Below are 5,846 nucleotides of genomic sequence, written 5' to 3' on the forward strand. Positions count from 1 at the left end.
TACTATTGCTCTATACGCAATAGAAGAGAAAAATTTCATCATCCACCTACTGGAGCTTCAGTAAATGAATAAAATAAAATTCAGACAAGTTGTTTATTTCATAACTCCAAATACAGTCTATTAACCAAAAATTAAAACAGCATTGCCAAAGGAAGAAAAGAGATTAAAATCGCTTATTTTTACCAGACAAGTTTTTCATTGAGTCTGAAGTCATCGGGTAATATTTTGAGATTATTGCAAACTTTTAAAAGATAATCTATTCTAATTTTTTCTGCCTCCTTTCTAATTTTGTGTGTTTCCGTATAAGCAGGTGGCAAATCTAAATCCAATGATTCTATTAAAGTAGGAATATTTGTCAATTTTTTTACCGTTACTCCAAAATTATTGGAGTTTGTTAGATAAGGATGTGTAGCTTTAAAAATATTCCTTGAAACTGTATGGCTAAATAATTCTACAAATACAAAAAATACCTGCCTTAAATTAACCAAAAAACACCTTGTTTCTGCATCATAAGTGCAAAAACGTTTTTTTGTTCTGTGATTAACTGCATAAAAGTCTTTAGAGTAGGGGTAGGAGTCAGAAGTCAGGAGTCAGAATAAATCGGAATTATAGAGGAAGTACGATAAAGAATTGCTTTTTGATTTTTCTTACCTTGTTTGCTAAAAATGCTAACAAGCATGAACTTGAGCGACCGAAAAGCTCGTACTTTTTACGACAAAAAAAAGCTAAATGCTTTATATATCAAAGCTTTGAAGATTAATCAGGAAGCCATAATTAGAGAAAAAGTATGATTTATTAAAGTGTATATTTCAGAAACAAACATTGAGTAAATTAGTCATAATTTTGTCTAGTCAATTTTTTGACAATTTTATCAGTATACTTTAATAAGAAAGTTTATCCAAATCAAAATCAAACTTACCAATAGAAATCAATTTAGTGTGTCGTCCAAGAAGCGTTTGTTCAACAGTATTTCCTAAATTAGAAAAACTCAAACAAACTCGCAAAAAATTAGGAGGATAATAAACCAACTTCTCAGCCCATTCAATTGCGACAATACCCAAAGGTACTTCCAAACCTTCCCAATAAATCTCTAAATTTAAAGCTTCAATTTCTGAACTTTCTAAACGATATAAATCAAAATGATAAAGAGGAATGTTGCCAGAAAAATATTCATTAATTAAAGTAAATGTAGGGCTATCAATTGTTTCAGTTATCCCCAAACCTGCCCCAATACCTTGAACTAAAGTAGTCTTACCACTACCTAAATTTCCCTCCAATAAAATCACACTACCAGCAGGTAAAAATTTCCCCAAACTTTTACCAAGATTGTAAGTAGCTGTTGCATTTTCTAATGACAAAAAAACTTCTTGACGCTTCATTTCAGTTATCAGTTATCAGTTATCAGGTACTGAGAAATTAAGATATAAAGCCTCTCCATTCATAGATAAAAAAGAAAAAAAAATTATTTTAGCCAATCCTTCTATAGCGGATTTCACTAAGCGTGAGGTACACCCACGCGGGCAAGATGCCCGCACTGCCAACATTTAATTATTAATATCTGTACCTCACTAGCTTAGGAAATGCTATATTATAGAAGAGGTAATTATCAATTATCAATTATCAATTATCCATTATCCATTATCCATTATCCATTATCCATTATCCATTAGAGACTGTTTGTAAAATAAGTATTAAGAGAAGGAATAATTACTAAAATCCAAAATTGGTAATACTTCAATTCTTTGAAGTCCAGTAGATAGAGAGATATTAGGTAAATATATTCCTAGATTTTGAACTGAGAAATGGTTGTGTTGATTTCTTCCTCCCTATTCCCTATTCCCTATTCCCTGTTCCCTATCTCATTTTTATCTTTCCTTTACAAACAATCTCTTATCCATTATCCATTATCAATTAATGAAAGTAGATCTTGAGATTACAGAACTGCCAAAAAAACCTTAACTGAACTGTATTGATCTATAGACTCATCTACTTTCTTTCTTTCTCCTTTCTCCTTCCTTCTTGCCTCTTCCTTCTTCCTTTTAAATCCTACTATAGTTCATAAAAATATGGTCAAATATGACATATCCTTATTTTGCAGGTGTTATCCTGACTGGGTGAACTACAACACCCTCTATCCCATAGTCAAAGACATTTGGGACTGCTTTTCTCATTATATTTAGAGAACCGTTGACATCAGCATTGATTAATCTTTTGCTGGCGGTACGATACAAGCCTCTTTTTATTCTTTTTCCAGAAAAGGTGACTTGATTTTTCTCACCTTTCTTGTATACAGGAATCAAATCATTATCTATAAAACTTGATGCGGAGGTATAAGATTCTTCTGTAATAATCACATTTATCCCTACCATCTTGGCTTTATAAGATAACATTTCAATTAACTTATTATAGGGAACAGATACAAAATTTTGATTATTTCTTTTCCCTAAATTTATCTTCTGTTTCCAGTCCTCATTATGCCCTATTATCATAGTTCCTATTTTCTGATTAATTAGGGTATTAATAATCAAACGAGATGCTTTATGCAGATAATCATTGATTTTAAATTCTCTTTTATTACAAAGCTTTTTCAGTCTCAGACTTGATTGATTTTTCCGGAGTTGAGATTGTAGGAAGCTTTTAACTTTATTATAGTATTGATTTATAGATTTTAACGGTCTGCCATTTATCAAGAGCGGTTTGATTCCGGCTTGATTAAAACTTAATGTAGCTAAATTGTTTAATCCTATATCAATACTGGCATAACGATTTTTATCTAACTCGTATTGCTTTTTAGTCGCTTCATAAATCACCTCAATTACATAATGGTTAAGTCTAGGGACGAGACGAACTTGTTTAATTTGTGAAGTATTTACTAATGTTTTTAGATAAATTCCTGTTTTACTCGGATTAATAATTCCTTGTTTAAGTTGCTTCTTGCTGATGGCTTGTGTTGTATAAACTACAATATTTCTTCCCGTTATTTTATTTTTATATCTAGGAAGACGTGGACGAGATTTAAACTTTGATGGATTCTGTTTATAAATTTCGTTCGCTGCTAAAAAGCTTTTCCAGTTTCTATCTAGTATCATCAAGATTTGTTGAGATACTTTAGCTGGCATTGCTTGATAGTCTACTTGAGTAGAGAGTGTTTTTTGCAAGTCATAATAGGAGATATTTGTCTTTTCAAATATCCAAGATTGACGAACTAAATAATTAGCATAGTTATAGAGATTTTTAGACAAGAAACAAAGTCGGTCAATTTCAGCATAAAACCGATGATTGTTCTGAATAATATGTTTCTCAACTAATCTCATAAATCATTCTTGTTAAAATTATATTAGGATTCGAGGACGCGCGGAATTGTTCTGATTATTTAGTCTGAAACTCAACTGCCAATTTCATGATACTATTAAACCTTTGGCCTTGGAGTTATTAAATTTTGTCAAATATTTAGTAGCTATGCTTGTATAAATCAACGAAGATATTTGACGTTACTTGACTATATATGACTATATTTATGTATAACTTTTATTATACCACTGTAATAAAACCTGTGCCAACATCATCGGATCGTGGCGAACCAAACCAGTTTGTTCATCCTCATACATCACATTAGTTAAAATAATTTTCCGCCCCAAATTTTTAACTGCTTCTCTGTCAAGAAAAACCGGATGAGAATCTTCTTGAGCATACTTAATTAATGCTTGTGCCGAAGGACTTTTTCCCTGAACTAAAACAGTATCAAATAATCGTTTACTACAAGCAACATCAATAGCACGAATATGGTCAGCCACAGTATATCCAGTAGTTTCTCCAGGCTGAGTCATAATATTACAAACATAAATACTCGGAATATTTCTAGAAGCAATTGCCTCAGCAATTTCAGATACTAATAAATTAGGAATAACGCTAGTATATAAACTCCCAGGACCGATAATAATATAGTCAGCTTCTTCTATGGCTTGTAAAACTTTAGGCAAAGCAGGAGGATTTTCAGGAGTACAACCTATTTTGATAATTTTACCTCCTGCTTCAGTAATATTAGACTCCCCCTCAATATGTCGCCCATCTGCCAATTCTGCCCAAAGGTTAACATCAGTCAAAGTAGCAGGCAAAACCTGACCCTGCACAGCCAAAACCTTTGAACTAGCAGCAACAGCTCTTTCTAAATCTCCAGTCACCTCACTCATTGCTGTAAGAAATAGGTTGCCAAAACTATGCCCAGTCAAACCATCACCAGCGCGGAACCGATATTGAAATAATTCTGTTAATAACTTTTCCTCATTAGCCAAAGCGGCCAAACAATTCCGAATATCTCCTGGTGGCAGTACCCCTATCTCTCGGCGCAACCTACCAGAAGACCCACCATCATCAGCCACTGTAACAATAGCAGTAATATTAGCACTATAACCCTTGAGACCCCGTAATAAAGTGGAAAGGCCAGTACCCCCACCAATGGCTACAATTTTGGGACCTTTATTTAATCGTCGATGGGTGAGTAACCTATCTACCAATTCTTCATCTCCCTCTGGCATTAACACTTGGGTAATAGTATTTAAGCTGCGATTTTGTCCTAAAAAGATAAATAGTAAGCCAGCAAGGATAACTAGAGGACCAGAAATATAGTTAGGGAGTATTGTTGTAACCCACCCCAAAAATTCCCTAAGTATTTGTAGGGTATAAAAAATAGGAGTCATTCCCGTCCATATTGCCAGTCCTAAACTACTTAGTAGTACGCCAGCAGCACTTAAAAGTAACCACCGTTTGACAAATAGTCCTGGAGCTAACCATTTAAACCATTGGCTAAGTATCCGAGAGTTACCCCTTTGACGTTTTGCAATGGAAAAGTTGCTTTTGAGAAAGATGCGTAGAGTTTTCTTGAGTAAACCAGTTGACATAATAATTTTAGCCTTAGCTGAATTTTAAAGATAAATTTTTATAAAAATAGTATCTACATAAAAAGAATTCTGGTAATATTATGGCGCTTCAGAACCAAATTGTTTGGGGATAATACTGTTTCACTGAATTCAGAAGCCGCGATTTGATCTAAGAAAAACTTTGACAAGACAATAGTTTCAGGTAATTATTTGATATTTAGAGTTTGAAACTATTTGCGACATCCTTCTGAATTAGGAATTAAGCACAAACCATGTATATAGTTTTCAAAACTATAACGTTATAGTTTTTTTACTCTATATATAGTAGTTCTGTTTAAGTCCTGTGAATATTCTTTCGACTACCTTCTCTATAGAACCCCTGAAGGTATTTATTTTTTTATACATGATGGGGGTGGGGAGTGTGGGAAGTGTGGGGAGATGGGGGCCGCTTATTCTACCTTTTTCCCCTATTTTATTTCTTAATCTCCTGACTCCTGATCCAAAAACTCGCAACTTTACCAAGATACCAAATGGCTTCTATATAATGCCAATTCCTAAAAGTAACGCAAGACCTTGAATAACACTTCAGTTATTAAGTAATTACCTTAGTTTAATTACTTTTTTGTGAGTTTGAGCACTATGAGTGCATTAATTATTCTTGTTTGTACGGACGTTGCACAGGCAAAAATGCGTTTTCCGTTCCGGAATGCTCCGCAAACATGTCACGCAGTGAAACGTCCCTACCTCCCCCACTCCCCTACTCCCCTACTTCAATCAAATCTAGAAAAGTTTTTGAGAAATGGTATAACTCCTGAAGGTATCTCCATAAAATAGGTAATCTGGAGAAGTAATTGAGAAAAAATGGGTAATAATTGATTTGATGATGGGATGAGTGGGAGATATCTAATACACCCCATCTCCCCATCTCCCCATCTCCCCATCTCCCCATCTCCCCATCTCCCCATCTCC

General features: G+C 34.0%; 5 protein-coding genes and 1 pseudogene. 1 reads left to right on the forward strand and 5 read right to left on the reverse strand.

What is annotated here, in order from left to right; all coding sequences use genetic code 11:
* Window positions 1-179: 179 nt before the first annotated feature.
* Window positions 180-359, reverse strand: a complete 180-nt coding sequence (locus ACP6PK_RS03190) for a hypothetical protein (RefSeq protein WP_426557694.1) — start codon at window positions 357-359, stop codon at window positions 180-182.
* 306 nt (window positions 360-665) lie between these two features.
* On the opposite strand from ACP6PK_RS03190, the gene ACP6PK_RS03195 reads away from it, so the two are divergent.
* Window positions 666-791, forward strand: coding sequence for a hypothetical protein (locus ACP6PK_RS03195; protein WP_426557696.1), 126 nt, complete (start codon window positions 666-668; stop codon window positions 789-791).
* A 90-nt stretch (window positions 792-881) separates the two neighbouring features.
* Here ACP6PK_RS03195 and tsaE read toward each other — a convergent pair whose 3' ends face one another.
* The 4 genes and pseudogenes from tsaE to ACP6PK_RS03215 all read right to left on the reverse strand — a co-directional run.
* On the reverse strand, window positions 882-1,379 hold the full coding sequence (gene tsaE / locus ACP6PK_RS03200) for a tRNA (adenosine(37)-N6)-threonylcarbamoyltransferase complex ATPase subunit type 1 TsaE (RefSeq protein ID WP_426557698.1): 498 nt from the start codon (window positions 1,377-1,379) through the stop codon (window positions 882-884).
* Between the two features lie 708 nt (window positions 1,380-2,087).
* Complete coding sequence (locus ACP6PK_RS03205; RefSeq protein ID WP_426557700.1) at window positions 2,088-3,314, reverse strand: RNA-guided endonuclease InsQ/TnpB family protein; 1,227 nt, start codon at window positions 3,312-3,314, stop codon at window positions 2,088-2,090.
* 201 nt (window positions 3,315-3,515) lie between these two features.
* Window positions 3,516-4,898 carry a gluconeogenesis factor YvcK family protein gene (locus tag ACP6PK_RS03210; RefSeq protein ID WP_426557702.1) on the reverse strand — a complete coding sequence of 461 codons (1,383 nt, stop codon included), beginning with the start codon at window positions 4,896-4,898 and terminating at the stop codon, window positions 3,516-3,518.
* A gap of 749 nt (window positions 4,899-5,647) precedes the next feature.
* Window positions 5,648-5,846, reverse strand: a pseudogene (locus ACP6PK_RS03215) (hypothetical protein); the annotation flags it as partial.

The sequence above is a fragment of the Dapis hubbardiae BLCC-M172 genome, from assembly GCF_050016015.1.
Lineage (GTDB): Bacteria > Cyanobacteriota > Cyanobacteriia > Cyanobacteriales > Microcoleaceae > Trichodesmium.

Excerpts from the sequence above, each read along its gene's own strand:
- ACP6PK_RS03195 (WP_426557696.1), top strand. The coding sequence starts at position 666 with ATGCTAACAAGCATGAACTTGAGCGACCGAAAAGCTCGTACTTTTTAC.
- tsaE (WP_426557698.1), bottom strand. The coding sequence starts at position 1,379 with ATGAAGCGTCAAGAAGTTTTTTTGTCATTAGAAAATGCAACAGCTACT.
- ACP6PK_RS03205 (WP_426557700.1), bottom strand. The coding sequence starts at position 3,314 with ATGAGATTAGTTGAGAAACATATTATTCAGAACAATCATCGGTTTTAT.
- ACP6PK_RS03210 (WP_426557702.1), bottom strand. The coding sequence starts at position 4,898 with ATGTCAACTGGTTTACTCAAGAAAACTCTACGCATCTTTCTCAAAAGC.